The organism is Rhodococcus sp. IEGM 27, from assembly GCF_033142305.1.
GTDB classification, from domain to species: Bacteria; Actinomycetota; Actinomycetes; order Mycobacteriales; family Mycobacteriaceae; genus Rhodococcus_F; species Rhodococcus_F oxybenzonivorans.
The window spans coordinates 425,121-440,205 of sequence record NZ_JAWLSG010000005.1 but is presented as its reverse complement, the minus strand read 5'-3'; the positions used below and the strand labels follow the sequence as shown (position 1 = coordinate 440,205).

Sequence of the window (15,085 nt, the reverse complement as noted above, 5' to 3'; positions counted from 1 at the left end):
ATCCGCGCGGTCTGCGAGTGGACGGGTCACCGCCCGGCGGCGTCCGGCGCGACCCAGTCCTGGTGCCGGAACTCCGCGCGGAGGCGCCACCGGGCCGCGGACTGCGCTGGGTGTCGCGGCGAACCGGGCGATCCGGCCGTTCCGGGCGACCTCGGCGCTCCCGGCTCATCGGGAGGCGTTGTGTGGGGCCGCGCGCAGCGCGTCGAGAATCTGGTTTCCGAGCATCGTGACGTCACCGGCACCCATCGTGATCACGACGTCACCGGGTTCTGCCAACCCCGCCACCTGACGCGGCGCCTGCGACAGGTCGGGCTGATAGTGCACCGGCTTGGTCACCGACAGTGCGACCAGGGCGCCACTGACACCGGGCATGGGTTCCTCCCTCGCCCCGTACACGTCGAGCACCACGACCTCGTCGGCGAGATCGAGAGCATGCCCGAACTCTTCCGCGAAAGTTGCTGTCCGCGAATAGAGATGTGGCTGGAACACGACGATCACTTTGCCCCGGCGGACCGATTCCTCGGATTCTTGCCGATCCGCCTCGTGCGGCTGGCGCACCAGATCCGCGGCGGCGCCGAGCACCGCACGTACTTCGGTGGGATGGTGCGCATAGTCGTCGAACACCCGAACGCCACGCTCACGACCGGTGAACTGGAACCGGCGGTGTACACCGCCGAAACCGGCGATTCCTTCGAGTATCTCGTCGACGTCGGCACCGGCCTCGCGGGCAGCGAGAAGTGCGGCCAGCGCGTTGAGTGCCATGTGCCGTCCCGGGACACCCATCCGGATGGTCCGCGGACTCCGCTCACCGGCCAGCTGGAACTGCAGCACTCCCCCCACATCTCTGGCCTCGAAACTCAGCAGTCGGGCACCGACCTCGATTCCGTCGACGGAGTCGAACGGAGCGGCGGACGACTCTGCGCTGCCGTAGCCGACCACTCGCACACCGGGGAGGTTCCGCGCGCTCACCCGTGACGCGAGCGCCGCCGAACCGGGATCGTCGAGACAGGTGACGAGGAGCCCGCCGGGCGAGAGCCGATCGGCGAAATCGTCGAAAACCTGGGTATATGCCTCCGGGCTCCCGAAATAGTCGAGATGGTCGGCCTCGACGTTGGTGACGACGACGACATCGGGGTCGTACTGGAGAAGCGAACCGTCACTCTCGTCGGCCTCGGCGACGAACACGTCACCGCTGCCGTGATGAGCGTTGGTCCCGGCTTCGTTCAGCTCACCGCCCACCGCGAAGGAGGGGTCGAAACCACAATGCTGGAGCGCCACCACGAGCATCGACGTCGTCGACGTCTTACCGTGGGTGCCCGAGACGAGCAGGGTCCGGTGACCGTGCATCAACGATGCGAGCACCGCCGGGCGCAGAATCACGGGGATGCCGCGCCGCGCGGCCTCGACCAGTTCCGGGTTGTCCTTCGGGATGGCGGCGTGCGTGGTGACGACCACGGTGGGTCCACCGGGCAAGAGATCGAGTGCGCTGGCGTCGTGGCCGATGCGCACGTTCGCGCCGCGAGCGCGGAGGGCCAGCACGCCGCGGCTCTCCTTGGCGTCGGATCCGGACACCTGGCCCCCTCGGGCCAGCAGGATCCGGGCGATCCCGGACATTCCGGCGCCACCGATCCCCACCATGTGGACACGTTCGAGGTGCGCGGGCAGGTCGGTCATCGGGTTTCCTTCGTCAGCGCGGCCACGTCGAGAACAATCTGCGCAACCTCGGCGGCTGCGCTACGGTGACCCGCTCCCGCCGCGCGCCGCCCCATGTCCGCGAGCCGCACGGGGTCGCGCAGCAGCGGGATCACGGTGTCCGCGACGAAGGCGGCGGTCAGGTCGCCGTCACGGACAATCATCCCACCTCCCGCTTCGACGACTGGCCGCGCATTGAGTTCTTGCTCACCGTTACCGTGCGGCAACGGCACATACAGCGCGGGGAGACCCACGGCCGACACCTCCGCGACCGTCATCGCACCCGATCGGCAGATCACCGCGTCGGCAGCCGAATACGCCAGATCCATCCGCGACAGGTACGGGACCGCCACGTAGGGCGGACCGCCTGCGGAGTCGGGGACGTCCAGGGTGTTCTTCGGACCGTGTGCGTGCAGGACGGCGATCCCTGCCGCCGCGAGCGACTCCGCCGCCCCCGACACCGCCTCGTTGAGGGACCGCGCACCCTGCGACCCACCGAACACGAGCAGCACCGGTCCGTCGGCGGGAAGCCCGAAGTGGGCCCGAGCCTCACTGCGCAATCCCGCCCGGTCGAGACCGGTGATGGATGCCCGCACCGGTATACCGACGATCTCGGCCTCCGCCCGGCCGCGCGCCTTCACACCGGAACCGGCCACAGCCGCGAGGACCCGTGCAGCACGGCGAGCGCCGATCTTGTTGGCGATGCCCGCGCTCGCGTTCGCCTCGTGCACCACGATCGGGATTCTGCGTCGCCGCCGAAGCAGACCGGCACCCGCGGCCAGGTACGCCGGAAGAGCCACGTAACCGCCGAAACCGACGATCACGTCTGCCCCGGTCTCGTCCATCACCGCACGGGTACGACGAACCGAATGCAGCACCCGGCGCGGGAGCCGCAGCAGGTCGAGGGTGGGTTTGCGGGGAAGTGGCACCGGCGGAATGAGTTTCAGCGGATAACCGCGCTCCGGAACCAGAGTGGTTTCGAGACCGCGCGCCGTCCCCAGCGCCGTCACCACTACATCCCCGTCGATCGCCTTGATCGCATCGGCCACCGCCAGAGCCGGTTCGATGTGTCCGGCGGTTCCACCACCGGCCACGATCACCGACAGAGTGGGCTTCTCGCCGCTCACCTACGAAATCCTCGCTCTCCTGCTCGGCCACCCGAGCTTCGCTGCTGGCGCACACCGCGGTCGGGTGTGCGGGCATTGCCGCGTTCCGCGCGGCCCTTGTCGTATGTGATGCTCCGGGTGCGGGCTGCCATCTCGCGTCCGGCCTGCCGCCGTGCCTCGGCCCGTCGCACCGCCTCCGCCCGGGCAGCGTCCGCCCGCACCGGTGAATATGCCTCGGGCTTCGGAAGACGCAGCATTCGCCCGAAGCGGCCGTCCTGACCCGAATGCAGCGCCGCTATCGCCTCCGGCTCGTGCCGGGCCGCGTTCGCCACCACGCCGAACATGAACAGCGTCGTCGCTGTCGACGTTCCCCCGGCGGACACGAGCGGCAACTGCAGTCCGGTGACGGGGAGCAGCCCGATGACGTACCCCACATTGATGAATGCCTGACCGGTGATCCACACCGTTGCCGTACCCGTGAGCAAGCGCAGGAAGGGATCGGCCGATCGTGCGGCGATGCGCAGCCCCGTGTACACGAACAACCCGAAGAGCCCCAACACGGCGGCACCACCCAGGAAGCCCAGTTCCTCACCGATGATGGCGAAAATGAAGTCGTTGTGCGCGTTGGGGAGATAACTCCACTTCGCGCGACTCTGCCCCAGTCCACGCCCGAGAATTCCGCCGTCGGCCAGCGAGTACATCGCCTGGCGTGACTGATAACCGATACCCTGCGGATCCTCGTCCGGATTGAAGAAGGCCCGGACCCTCGCCGAACGGTAACCGGCTGTGAGAGCGAGAACGACCACCCCGGCGAGACCGGTTCCCACGATGCTCAGGAACAACTTGAGCGGCAGACCTGCAAACCACAGCAAGGCCATCAAGATGATGGCCAACGAAACCGTCGTTCCGAGGTCGGGCTGCAAGATGATGAGCACGAACGCCAACAGCGCCGCGGGAACGAGTGGGACCAGCATGTCGCGGATCCCGACCAGGTCGCTCCGGCGTGACGCCAAGATGTGCGCACCCCAGATGGCGAGCGCAATCTTCGTCAACTCGGCCGGCTGCAGCGAAACACCGCCGACGACGAACCATCCCCGGGTGCCCTGCGACACCGTTCCGATACCGGGTATGAGCACCAGAACCAGAAGAACGATCGTTGCCGCGAAGGCGGGAAAGGACAGCGCGCGCATCACCCGTACCGGGATGCGCAACGCGACGAAGAACAGGATCATGCCGACGCCGGCGAAGATTGTTTGCCGGGTGAACAGCGTGTAGGCCGAGCCGTCGCTGGCATACGCCTCGACGCTCGACGACGACAGGACCATTACCAGCCCCAGCACCGTGAGCAGAAACGCGATGGTCACGACAAGGTGGAACGACGCCAGTGGTCTGGCCAGCCACGCACCGATCCGGGTGCGGGGAGCGCGCGGCGGCGAAGTGCGGGTTCGCGGACCCTGCGGCGGGCGGCGGGGCGTAGCCGAGCGCGAAAAACCGTCCTGCGAGCGCGGGCCTTCCGGAGAGCGAGGTCTTCCCGCATCACCGGCACGGCCCCGAGGTGCGTCACCGCGACCCCGTTCACCACCGCGGCCCCGCTGCGCGTCGGACACTCGGCTGCGCTGCGCGTCGGGAACCCGGCGTGGGCGCGGATCGGCCGACGTCATCGCGGCTGCCCGGTAATGTCCGATGCACGCAGCCGGCCGACCGCGTCGGCGAAGCTCCTACCTCGATGACCGTAGCTGTCGAACATGTCGAGCGAAGCCGCGGCAGGAGCCAGTACGACAGCGTCACCCGCCGTCGCCAGGGCAGCCGCCTCACGCACGACAGCTGCCATGACCGCGTCGCTGTCGGTACCGGGCGGCAGGGGCACCCGTCGGGTCGTGGCTCGAGCAACAGCACTCACTCCAGCATCGTCTCCCGTTTCGACACTGACCACGGGAACCTCGGGGGCGTGTCGCGCAAGCGACTCGGCGATGTGGGTGGCGTCACGCCCGAGTAGCACGACTCCGGTCAGGCGGTCGGCCACCTCGACGATCAGATCGTCGACCTGGGCGCCTTTGAGGAGGCCGCCGGCGATCCACACCACGTGTTCGTGCGCAAGAATCGACGGCCCGGCCGCGTGCGGGTTGGTGGCCTTCGAGTCGTCGACGAAGGTGACCCCGCCGATCTCGGCAACGCGTGCACCCCGGTGCGGGCCGACAACGTAACTCGCCAGACCGCGGGCCACCGCCTCGGGCCCCACCCCGGCGGCACGCGCAAGCGCTGCCGCAGCGAGCGCATCCATCAACCCAGCAGGACCGGACGGGGTAATCCCCTCCGTCGGGGCCAGCCGCAGTCCGTCGGCGAACGCCCGATCGACCAGGTGGCCGTTTTCGATCCCCAACTCCCCCGGCCCCGGGATCCCCACCCGGAAGCCCACCGTGCGTTCGGCGGGTGAGGAGGATGCGAGGGACGCGGCCACGTCGTCGTCGAGACCCAGTACTGCGACATCGCCGGTCAACGCTCGCGCCTTCGCTTCGATGTACGACTGCATACCGCCGTGCCAGTCGAGGTGGTCCTCGGCGATGTTCAGGACGGCTCCGGCCGCCGGCCGAACTGACGGTGCCCAGTGCAGTTGGAACGACGAGAGTTCCACCGCCAGCACTTCGGGCCGAGGAGACGTCTGGCGTAGGGCCGCGAGGACCGGAAGTCCGATGTTCCCGCAGGCTGTGCTGGGCACCTTTGCCGCCGACAGGATCGACTGCAGCATCGAGGTCGTGGTCGTCTTTCCGTTGGTCCCGGTAACCACCAACCATCGGCGGGGCGGGCCGTAGAGTCCCGATCGGTCGACGTGCCAGGAGAGTTCGATATCTCCCCAAATGGGGATACCGTCTCCGGCGGCAGCCGAGAGCAGCGGTGCGTCGGGACGGAATCCGGGGCTGGTCACCACCAGTGCGAAGTCACGGACACGTTCGCGGTCGGCGAGGAGGTCGTCGATGGGCACGGTGGCTGCGCCGAGCCTCGCGCATTCGGCAAGGGCGTCGGCATTCGAATCGGTGACGGTGACGAGGGCTCCGAGTTCACGGAGCGGTTCGATCGTCGCCCGGCCCGAGATCCCTGCCCCCGCGACGAGTACGGCACGACCCCGCAACCGATCGAGTTCCAGATCCTCGGCCACTGGGTCAGCCGCCGATCGCTGCCAGGTACTCGCTGTAGAACAGCGCGAGGCCGATCGCCGAGGCGATGGCCGCCAGCAACCAGAAGCGGATGATCACCGTGGTTTCCGCCCACCCGGCGAGTTCGAAGTGATGGTGGAAAGGCGCCATGCGGAACACTCGTCTCCGGCTCGACCTGAACACCGCGACCTGGATCACCACGGACGCCGCTTCGGCGACGAAGAGAGCGCCGATCACCACCATGAGCAGTTCGGTCCGCGTCGTGATGGACAGCCCGGCGAGCATGCCGCCCAGCGCAAGGGAGCCGGTGTCGCCCATGAAGATTTTGGCGGGCGCGGCGTTCCACCAGAGGAAGCCGATGCAGGCGCCCGCCCCGGCGGCGCAGATCAGGGCCAGGTCGAGCGGATCCCGGACGTCGTAGCAACCCTTTCCCGGGCTGGTCTCACATGCGTTGCGGTACTGCCAGAACGTGATGATGACGTAGGCACCCAGCACGAGGCTCATGGAGCCGGCCGCCAGGCCGTCGAGTCCGTCGGTGAGGTTGACGGCGTTCGACCACGCGCTCACCAGCAGATAACAGAACGCGACGAACACCACGGATCCCAGTGTCACCGTCGCGATGTCGCGGACGTACGACAGGTGGGCACTGCCGGGGGTGAGGTCGTTGGCCCCGCGGAACTGCAGCGCAAGGATGCCGAACGCCACCGCCGCGATCAGCTGGCCGACCAGTTTTGCGGTCTTGTTCAGTCCCAGGTTGCGCTGCTTGCGGATCTTGATGAAGTCGTCGAGGAACCCGACACCACCGAGCGCAGTGGTCAGGCCCAGCACCAGCAGACCCGACGCCGAGGGGCCGTCCGCGTTGTAGCCGATACCGATCAGGTGCGATCCCCAGTACCCCGCCCACAGACCGGCGAGGATGGCGACTCCGCCCATCGTCGGGGTCCCGCGCTTCGACTGGTGACTGGCCGGACCTTCGACGCGGATCTCCTGGCCGAAACCCTGACGGGAAAAGGCCTTGATGAGGACCGGGGTCAGCAGAATCGAGACGGCAAGCGCGATGCCCGCCGCGAAGAGGATCTGTCTCACCGCATGGCCTCCGAACCCTTCTGTCCCGTGTGTCCCGCCAGCACCGCGTCCGCGACCTCCCACAGTCCGATGGATTGCGACGCTTTGACCAATACCAGGTCACCCGCCGCCAATTCCTCCTCGAGCAACGCTATCGCGGAGGCGGCGTCGGGAACGAGTATCGCCTCGTCGCCCCACGAGCCCTCCATGACCGCGCCCTGATGCATGGCCCGTGCCGGTCTGCCGGTTCCGACGATGATCAACTTGCTCACGTCCAGCCGGACCGCGAATCTGCCGATCGCATCGTGTTCGACCACTGATTCTGGCCCCAGCTCCGCCATTTCTCCGAGTACCGCCCAACTGCGGCGCGCCGCGCCGCGGCCGGTCTTCGCCATCGACACCAGCGCCTTGATGGCTGCGCGCATCGAATCAGGATTGGCGTTGTACGAATCGTTGACCACCGTCACACCGTCCGGCCGGTCTCGCACATCCATACGGCGAGCCGACACCGCAGCGGCCCCGGACAGTGCCTGGGCAACCTGGCCGAGATCTGCGCCGCACTCGAAAGCCACTGCGGCAGCGGCGAGTGCGTTCCCGACTTGATGTTCGCCGTGCACCGCCAGCTCGACCGGAACACTGCCCGAAGACGTGGTGAGCGTGAATCGCGCACGCGCCTTCTCGTCGAGCACGATGTCGGTGGCCCGGATATCCGCCGCCTCCGACTGACCGACGAGCACCACGCGCGCAGAGGTCCGTGAGGCCATGGCGGCGACCAGAGGGTCGTCTGCATTGAGCACGGCGACGCCGCCGTCCGCGGCAGTCGGCAGCGCTTCGGCGAGCTCCCCCTTCGCCAGGGCGATCGCGTCCCGGGACCCGAACTCACCGAGATGTGCCGTGCCCACGTTGAGAATGACCCCGATCCGGGGAGGCGCGATGGTCGCGAGGGACGCGATGTGCCCCAGCCCGCGCGCAGACATCTCCAGAACCAGGAACCGGGTGTCGGCATCAGCGCGCAGGGCCGTCCACGGGTGCCCGAGCTCGTTGTTGAACGATCCAGGCGGCGCCACCACCGGGCCCAGGGGGCGCAGAACAGCCGCGAGGAGGTCTTTGGTCGAGGTCTTGCCCGCTGACCCCGTCACTCCGACCACGGTCAAGCCCTTGTCGGTCAGTTCGTCGACAGAGGCACGGGCAAGCTTCGCCAGAGCGGCGAGCACCGCGGCGCCGGACCCGTCCGAATCGTGTTCGAGTGCCATCGCCCGGCTCGGGACGTCCACCGGAATCGGCGGGACCACGACGGCCGGAACCCCGACCGGCCGCGCAGCCACGACGGCGGCTGCACCTGCCGCAACGGCGGCCGCCGCATGGTCGTGACCGTCGACGCGGGCACCGGGCAGCGCGAGGAAGAGGCCGCCTGGGCCTACCTTCCGTGAATCGAATTCAACGCTGCCGGTCACCTCGGTCGAGGGATCGACGACGTCGTGGAGCTCGCCTCCCACGATTTCGGCGATGCGAGCGAGTGTCATCGGGATCATTTGCTTCCTCCGATTACCTGCTCGATCGCTTCGCCCAGAACCTCGCGATCGTCAAATGGGTGCTTCACCCCGGAAATCTCCTGACCGGACTCGTGTCCCTTACCTGCGACCAGAACTACGTCGCCTGCCTGCGCCCAGCTGACGGCCTCGGTGATCGCCCTCGCGCGGTCCCCCACTTCCCGAACTTCTCCCCGCTCGGATTCGGGCACCGCGAGGGCACCCTCCCGGACCGCGGCTCTGATCGTCGCCGGGTCCTCGGTGCGCGGATTGTCGTCCGTGATGATCAGCAGATCCGCGCCTCGCGCCGACGCCGACCCCATCAGGGGGCGCTTCCCGGCGTCGCGGTCACCTCCCGCACCCACGACCACCGCGACACGGCCGGACACCTGGCTCCGAAGGGTCGCGATCACAGCTTCGAGGGCGGCGGGTTTGTGCGCGTAGTCGACGACGGCGAGAAAGTCCTGGCCGCGATCGATGCGCTGCACCCGCCCGGGCACGTCGACCTCCGCGATGCCCTTCACTGCGACGAGCGGATCGACCCCCAGTGAGGCGCTCAACGCAACGGCAACCGAGGCATTGGCAACGTTGTACCGTCCCGGAAGCTGTAGCAACACCTCGAGCGACGTGCCGTCCGGTGTGGTGAGAGAGAAGGTCTGCGAACCGGAAGGCGAGACCGTCGGCGCACCTGCAGTCCACTCCGCCTCCACACGGCCGGGCCCCGTGGCCACCGTGGACACGACGGAGCCGGCGTCGGCGGCAACCTCGGCCATCCGCTGCCCCCACACGTCGTCGACACAGATGACGGCCCGCGGCGCGTGGACCGAGGATTCGGCGCGGAAAAGCCTGGCCTTGGCGGCGAAGTAGTCCTCGAAGTCGCGGTGGAAATCGAGGTGGTCCTGCGAGAGATTGGTGAAGGCACCCACATCGAACCGCACACCGTCGACCCGGCCGAGCGCGAGCGCGTGACTGGAGACCTCCATCACCACCGTGTCGACCCCCTGCTCGAGCATCACGGCGAACAGGGCGTGCAGTTGCGGGGCCTCGGGCGTCGTCAGTGCGCTCGGCACCCGGCGCCCCTTCATCCGCGTTTCGATGGTTCCCACCAGACCGGTGGTGCGCCCAGCCGCGGTGAGGGCGCCCTCCACAAGGTAAGAGGTGGTGGTCTTACCGGAAGTGCCGGTGATACCGATCACCTGCATGCGCTCCGACGGACGGCCGTAGATGGTGGCCGACATCTCGCCGAGAACTCCGCGGGGATCATGGTGGACCAGGACCGGCACGTCCGCTTCCAGCCCCGACACGATGTCGAACCCGGCCTCGTCCGTGAGGATCGCCACTGCTCCGCGTGCAACAGCGTCTGCCGCGAACTCCGCCCCGTGCGCCCGGGCACCGGGCAAGGCAGCAAAGAGATCGCCCTGGGCGATGGCCTGAGCCCGAAGATCCACTCCCGTGACGACGACGTCGGCAGCACGACCTGCGGAAGCCTCGATTCTGGCTCCGGCAGCTGCCGCGAGAACGCTCACCGGGGTACGAACCGGCAGACTAGGGCGCAGATCGCCGCCAGACTTCAGATCTTCTCCGGACTGCAGAGTTTTTCCGGACTGCAGATCTTCTCCAGACTTCAGTGGCGCGGACGTCGACTGCGGGCGGGGCGGAACAGGCACCGGGCTCCTCTCGGGTGTCGACTCTCTACTGACTACGGGCGTCGTGCACGGCTCTACAGTGCGCGACCTGGGCATCTTCACGCGACTGTGTTCACTGAACGACTGTGCCCACTGAACGGCCGACGTGTCAGATTACCGCGACCGTTCCGAAACCCGGATTCGGCCGACCATCGCTCAATCGGCTTGGAGCACCAGCCTGCGTCCGGGATCCGGGGACATCGGGACGCTGTCACGTTGGAGCAACCACGACGCGATGTTGTGGAACAGCGGCGCGGCGGACTGCCCACCGGTGCCGTCCGCGCTCCGCGTAGGTGCGTTCAGCATGATGCCGATCACGTACCGCGGATTGTCCGCGGGCGCGATCCCGGCGAACGTGATCCAGTAATTCGAATTCGAGTAGCACTTACAGGCGGGGTCGACCTGCTGCGCTGTTCCCGTTTTACCGCTGATCTGGTAGCCGTCGACAGCAGCCTGAACCCCTGTGCCGCGCTGGTTGCCGGTGTCGTTCTGCGTGACGGAACGGAACATGTCGCGCACGGTGGCGGCCGTCTGCGGGCTGACCACGGTGATTTCTTCCGGTCGCTCCGTCTCGGTTCTGTCGCCGTCCGCGTCGATGGTGGCCCGGACGATTCGCGGCGGAATGCGAATACCGTCGTTGGCGATGGCCTGATACATGCCGGTCATCTGCAACAACGTCATCGACAGACCCTGGCCGATCGGCAGGTTCGCAAAGGTGCCGCCCGACCACTGGTCGCGGCTCGGCACACTGCCCGCACTCTCGCCGGGTAACCCCACCTCGGTGCGCTGACCGAGTCCGAACTTCGACAGCATGTCGGCGTAACGGTCCTCGCCGACGCGCTGGGCGAGCATCAGCGTGCCGACGTTCGACGACTTACCGAACACCCCGGTGGACGTGTAGGGAGCCACGCCGTGATCCCAGGCATCCTTCACCGACACTCCTGCCATCTGAATGGTGCCGGGAACCTCGAGGACTTCATCGGGGGTGGTCAGTCCGTACTCGATGGCCGCCGCGGCGGTCACGATCTTGTTCACCGATCCCGGCTCGAACGGGGTACTGACGGACAGATTGCCCATCTCCACAGATCGCGGATTATTGCCCACCCCGATCGCCGGGTTGAACGTGCTGTCGTTCGACATCGCCAGGACTTCACCGGTGTGAGAGTCGAGCACCACCGCAGACGCATCCTTGGCGCCGGACTTGTCCTTCGCCATCTGCACTTGCTGCTGCACGTAGTACTGAAGGTCCGAGTCGATGGTGAGTTCGACACTCGACCCGTCCACCGCAGGCTGCTTGTCACGCCAACTGCCGGGAATGACGGCGCCGTCGGACCCGCGGTCGTAGGTTTCGGAGCCGTCCGTGCCGGCGAGAGTGGAGTCCAGTGAGTCCTCGAGGCCGAGGAGCCCGTGCCCGTCCCAGCCGGTCGCGCCGACGAGGTTTGCGGCGAGGGATCCGCCGGGATATTCGCGGATGTCCTGACGCTCGAGACCCACCTCGGGATACTTTTCACTGATTTCGGCGGCAATCGCGGGGTCGACACTGCGGGCGAGATAGACGAACGTTTCGTCGCTGCGCAGTTTCTCCTTCAGTTCTTTCTCCGGCGCCGCGTCACCGAGGCGGTCGTGAATTTCCTTGGCAATGGCATCGAGCCTCGAATCGACCTCGGGGGCGGTCCCGCTCTTGGCGCGCGCCTCCTCGAGCTCCTTACGGACCCGCGCAGGCTGAAAAGTCAGTGCCTTCGCTTCCATGGTGAAAGCAATGGGGTTGGCATTGCGGTCGGTGATCGACCCGCGCAGCGCTGGATCCACCTGGGTGGTCGTGCGTTGATTCGCCGCCTCGGCCGACAGTTGCGGCGCTTCGATGACCTGAATCCACAAGAGTTGCACCGCGGCGAGGCCGAGCGCTCCGAACATCATCCCGCGTCCGATCCGTTGCCTGAACGGAAAGGACCCCGTGCCGGCGCCCTTGGGGCGCCGGGGACGACTTCTCGGTGCGTTTCGGTTCACCGGCGACCACCCGATGGTGGTGCTGTCGTCGGTGCAGTGGTCGAAGGCATCACGGGAACCAATTGTTCACCTCGGGCCTGGATCTCCGGGCCATTGCCGGGTCGCGGCGTGGCGCGCGGCGCCTGCGTAGTGGTGGTGGTGCCCCGATTCGGAGCTGTCGCGACCGTGTTCCCCGCCTGGGTGGACGGGGCCGCGGCATCGAGCGGGGGCACAGGTGACCCGGATGCCGGAGCCGGCTTCCCGACCACCTCGACGCTCCCGTCCAAATGCACCACGAGACGAGCGGGATCGTTCGCCGGAACCATCCCCAACTTCGCCGCTTCCTCCGCGAGTTTCGGCGCAGAGTTGGCCGTCTCCACATCCCGTTGCAGCGCCGCCTTCTCCTCCGCGAGCGACTGATTGTGTTCCCGCGCAGCACTGAGCTGATAGGAATCCTCCGCCGAGCGGGTGGTGAGCAGGAGAGTGACAGCGAGACCCAAGCTGAGAAGTCCGAGAATCGTTGCCACAAAAGGAATCCGGGCAGCAAGGGAACCGGCGCGGTTCATGCCGGCCACGGCGGTCGGCGATCCGCTGTGCACTGCCGCACGCTGAGTTCGCCGCTCGTACGCGCGCTGGGCAGCGCCCGAACGGTTACCCCCACGTGCAGGCCGTACCTCGGGGGAATTCACCTGAACCGTCATGCCGCCGACCTCCTGGCAATTCTTTCTGCAGCACGCAAGCGCACCGGGGCTGATCGTGGGTTCTCTTCTATTTCCTGCTCGGACGCTCGCTCCGCCCCTCGGGTGAGGATGCGGAACTCCGGCCCCATACCCGGCAACTCGACAGGGAGCCCCTCCGGACTCCTCGACTTCGAGCGGGGAGTGATCTCCTGCTTGACGACCCGGTCTTCGAGCGACTGATACGACATGAACACGACGCGTCCCCCGACAGTCAACGCGTCGAGTGCCGCCGGTATCGCCGCTCGCAGTGAATCGAGTTCGCCGTTGACCTCGACGCGAAGAGCTTGGAAGGTCCGCTTGGCGGGGTGTCCCCCGGTCCGGCGGGTCGCCGCCGGAATGGCGCGATACAGCAGTTCGACCAGTTCGGCACTCGTCGTGAAAGGCTGTTTCGCCCGCTGCCGGACGATTTCCGACGCGATCTTTCCCGCGAACCGTTCTTCACCGTAGGTGCTGAGGATCCGGGCCAGATCACCGTGGCTGTATGTATTGAGTACCTCTGCCGCCGTGATCCCCGTAGTGGGATCCATCCGCATGTCGAGCGGCGCATCGATGGAGTAGGCGAACCCGCGATCGGACTCGTCGAGTTGCATCGACGACACCCCCAGGTCGAACAGGATGCCGTGAACTGAATCTCGAGGAGGAAGTCCCGCTTCGAGAAGTGCATTTTCGATGCCGTCATACCGAGTGTGGACGAAGGTCACGCGGTCCCCGAACGGGGCCAACCGAGCCCCGGCAATCTCGAGGGCGTGCGGATCCCGGTCGAGGGCCACGAGCTTCAACCGAGGGTACGTCCGGAGAAAATGCTCGGAATGCCCCCCGAGGCCGAGGGTGGCGTCGATCATGACGGCTCCCCCACCCTCCGGGTCGTGCAGAGTGAGCGCGGGGCCGAGGAGTTCGACGGCTCGGTGCAGCAGGACCGGGATATGGCCGAAACCGTCGGCGGGCGAGGATTCTTCCCCCTCGTGATCCACCATGATCCCTCCGGCTCCTGCTTCTGTGGTGCGGGTGGACATGTCCGAAGCCGGAGTCCACATGTCGAACTTCTCTTCTCGGCCGGTTGCCGGTGCGAATGCTTCGAGGTCCCTGCCCGAAATGAAAACCTGGCGCTGGGGAAGTGCGTCAGGGTTCCGTCGGACAGAGGCCTCGCTGCATTCGCGTGCGTGCGGTCATGCTCAGACGATCTCGCCGAGCGCGACTCCCGTTGCCTGCGAGTAGTTCTCCTCGTTCTCCTCGACGTAGGTCTGCCATGCCTGCGCATCCCAGATCTCGAGGAAATCGACCGAACCGATCACTACGCAATCCTTGGAGAGACCTGCGTAACGACGGTGATCTGCCGAGAGGGTGATGCGCCCCTGGGCATCTGCGTGCTGCTCATCGGTGCCGGCAGCGAGACCGCGCACGAAAGCTCGCGCTTCCGGATCGCTTCTCGACGCGGCCGCGGCCTTGCGCGCGAGCGCGGTGAACTCCTCCCGGGGATACACCGCGAGGCTGTGATCCTGACCCTTGGTGACCATCAACCCTCCCGCCAGTGCGTCCCGGAACTTTGCGGGCAACGTCAGCCGCCCCTTGTCGTCGAGCTTCGGCGTGTAGGTACCGAGAAACACTCGACACCTCCCACTACGTCCATATCGAACGCCGCATGCCCGGGCGGTTCACCTTCGTTCCCCGCTGCGCACCACAGTACCCCACTTTCCCCCACTGACAAGGCGGAAGCCGGGGTGTTTCCCTCCTGTTTGCTCAATACTTGCTGGTCAAGCCGATTCGTGAAGGTGGGGGAAATTCCCTCAGTGATCACGAACACGGCCCGCTCATGGGGCGAACCAGCCAACGCACGCGGTGAACGCCGTAAAAGGCCAGGTGAGGTGAGGACGGCGACGTCCCGGGCGGTCACGCGTCGATCAGTCCGCACGCGATGGGGGAAAGTGGGGCGAGTAGGGGGCCGGGGATCACACAGAGACATTCACTGAGAGCACCAGCCAGTCGCGGCGGGAGGCGTGGGCGCGTTCACAGCCACAAAATAGCGTTGGCGGGGGGGGCCCGCCAAAGCCCCCCCCCCACCCCCCCCCCCCTTGCGCGACACCCGCGCCCAAACCTATGGTTACCCCCACGACCAAACCCCCCCCCCCCCCC

At 67.1% G+C, this 15,085-nt stretch carries 11 protein-coding genes; all 11 read right to left on the bottom strand.

The annotated features are described in order from the left end of the window. Positions 1 to 165: 165 nt before the first annotated feature. On the bottom strand, positions 166 to 1,674 hold the full coding sequence (gene murC / locus R4P95_RS20035; protein WP_317746181.1) for a UDP-N-acetylmuramate--L-alanine ligase: 1,509 nt from the start codon (positions 1,672 to 1,674) through the stop codon (positions 166 to 168). Continuing rightward, positions 1,671 to 2,819 carry an undecaprenyldiphospho-muramoylpentapeptide beta-N-acetylglucosaminyltransferase gene (murG, locus tag R4P95_RS20030; RefSeq protein WP_213572415.1) on the bottom strand — a complete coding sequence of 383 codons (1,149 nt, stop codon included), beginning with the start codon at positions 2,817 to 2,819 and terminating at the stop codon, positions 1,671 to 1,673. The genes murC and murG overlap by 4 nt, the downstream gene beginning before the upstream one ends. Then, positions 2,816 to 4,207: a putative lipid II flippase FtsW gene (gene ftsW, locus R4P95_RS20025; RefSeq protein WP_213578068.1), complete on the bottom strand. Its 1,392-nt coding sequence runs from the start codon at positions 4,205 to 4,207 to the stop codon at positions 2,816 to 2,818. Before ftsW ends, murG begins: the two co-directional genes overlap by 4 nt. Positions 4,208 to 4,455: 248 nt before the next feature. Further along, positions 4,456 to 5,952, bottom strand: a complete 1,497-nt coding sequence (murD, locus tag R4P95_RS20020) for a UDP-N-acetylmuramoyl-L-alanine--D-glutamate ligase (protein WP_317746182.1) — start codon at positions 5,950 to 5,952, stop codon at positions 4,456 to 4,458. A 4-nt stretch (positions 5,953 to 5,956) separates the two neighbouring features. After that, entirely contained in the window at positions 5,957 to 7,036 is a 1,080-nt protein-coding gene (gene mraY, locus R4P95_RS20015) for a phospho-N-acetylmuramoyl-pentapeptide-transferase (RefSeq protein ID WP_159921716.1), read from the bottom strand. Beyond that, positions 7,033 to 8,547: a UDP-N-acetylmuramoyl-tripeptide--D-alanyl-D-alanine ligase gene (locus R4P95_RS20010; RefSeq protein ID WP_213572416.1), complete on the bottom strand. Its 1,515-nt coding sequence runs from the start codon at positions 8,545 to 8,547 to the stop codon at positions 7,033 to 7,035. The genes mraY and R4P95_RS20010 overlap by 4 nt, the downstream gene beginning before the upstream one ends. Continuing rightward, positions 8,544 to 10,136, bottom strand: coding sequence for a UDP-N-acetylmuramoyl-L-alanyl-D-glutamate--2,6-diaminopimelate ligase (locus R4P95_RS20005; RefSeq protein ID WP_317746406.1), 1,593 nt, complete (start codon positions 10,134 to 10,136; stop codon positions 8,544 to 8,546). Before R4P95_RS20005 ends, R4P95_RS20010 begins: the two co-directional genes overlap by 4 nt. Before the next feature lie 249 nt (positions 10,137 to 10,385). Next, the gene (locus tag R4P95_RS20000; protein ID WP_213572417.1) at positions 10,386 to 12,236 is read right to left on the bottom strand and encodes a peptidoglycan D,D-transpeptidase FtsI family protein; all 1,851 of its coding nucleotides are present in this window, start codon (positions 12,234 to 12,236) and stop codon (positions 10,386 to 10,388) included. Then, a complete protein-coding gene (locus R4P95_RS19995; protein WP_213572418.1) occupies positions 12,233 to 12,916 on the bottom strand; it encodes a hypothetical protein in 684 nt (227 codons plus the stop codon). Before R4P95_RS19995 ends, R4P95_RS20000 begins: the two co-directional genes overlap by 4 nt. Next, positions 12,913 to 13,929, bottom strand: coding sequence for a 16S rRNA (cytosine(1402)-N(4))-methyltransferase RsmH (rsmH, locus tag R4P95_RS19990; protein WP_213572419.1), 1,017 nt, complete (start codon positions 13,927 to 13,929; stop codon positions 12,913 to 12,915). The genes R4P95_RS19995 and rsmH overlap by 4 nt, the downstream gene beginning before the upstream one ends. A 198-nt stretch (positions 13,930 to 14,127) precedes the next feature. After that, on the bottom strand, positions 14,128 to 14,559 hold the full coding sequence (gene mraZ, locus R4P95_RS19985) for a division/cell wall cluster transcriptional repressor MraZ (protein WP_109329258.1): 432 nt from the start codon (positions 14,557 to 14,559) through the stop codon (positions 14,128 to 14,130). Between the last annotated feature and the right edge of the window lie 526 nt (positions 14,560 to 15,085).

Bases quoted from the DNA above. Each gene is read 5' to 3' on its own strand.
- murC (WP_317746181.1), bottom strand. From the start codon at position 1,674: ATGACCGACCTGCCCGCGCACCTCGAACGTGTCCACATGGTGGGGATC.
- R4P95_RS20010 (WP_213572416.1), bottom strand. From the start codon at position 8,547: ATGATCCCGATGACACTCGCTCGCATCGCCGAAATCGTGGGAGGCGAG.
- R4P95_RS19995 (WP_213572418.1), bottom strand. From the start codon at position 12,916: ATGACGGTTCAGGTGAATTCCCCCGAGGTACGGCCTGCACGTGGGGGT.
- rsmH (WP_213572419.1), bottom strand. From the start codon at position 13,929: ATGGTGGATCACGAGGGGGAAGAATCCTCGCCCGCCGACGGTTTCGGC.